Annotated in this window: 2 protein-coding genes; one reads left to right on the top strand and one right to left on the bottom strand. The window is 69.7% G+C overall.

Annotated elements, in window-relative coordinates; translation table 11 throughout:
* Positions 1–249: RraA family protein (locus AC1DTN_RS38675; RefSeq protein ID WP_477925508.1), on the top strand; the 249-nt coding region annotated here is incomplete at its 5' end.
* On the opposite strand, the gene AC1DTN_RS38670 is transcribed toward AC1DTN_RS38675, so the two are convergent.
* A partial coding sequence (locus tag AC1DTN_RS38670) for a YhjD/YihY/BrkB family envelope integrity protein (protein ID WP_477925507.1) occupies positions 242–574 on the bottom strand: 333 nt, incomplete at its 5' end. The genes AC1DTN_RS38675 and AC1DTN_RS38670 overlap by 8 nt on opposite strands.

Raw genomic sequence — 574 nt, 5'->3', positions numbered from 1 at the left:
TCCCAGGACCAGGGGCCGCGCGGCAAGGTGGTCGACTACCGGGTGCCGGTCGAGATCCAGGGCGTGCGCGTGCGTCCCGGCGACATCGTCTTCGGCGACCAGGACGGCGTGCTGATCATCCCGCGCGAAGCCGAAGAGGAGGCCATCCGCCTCGCGCTCGAGAAGGCCGGCACGGAGAACAGCGTGCGCAAGGCGATCCAGGAGGGCATGAGCACGGTCGAGGCCTTCAGGACCTTCGGCGTCATGTAGTCCAGCCGGGGCCGGGCTGCCGGGCCCGGGCGCCCTTGCCCGCCGGTCGCCGCCGGGCGAGCGCCATGTTGGCCGTGATCATGGCCGCGACCAGCGTGACCAGCCACGAGAAGTACACCCCCCGCAGGAAGAGCGGAAAAGCCGCGAAGGCCCCGTACAGCGTCTTGTAGGTGGGCACCTTGACGAGGGACATGGTGAAGCCCCGCTTGCCGAACTCGAAGGCCACGCTGGCGATCAGGCCGCCCGCGACGGCGTCGCGCAGCCGTACGTTGGTGTTCGGAACGAGGTAGAACAGGCTCGTCAGCACGGTCACGCCGAGCAGGAG

The sequence above is a fragment of the Rhizobium sp. 01T444 genome, from assembly GCF_056398305.1.
Note: the sequence above shows the minus strand (reverse complement) of the source record. Positions and strands in the feature narration are given on the sequence as shown.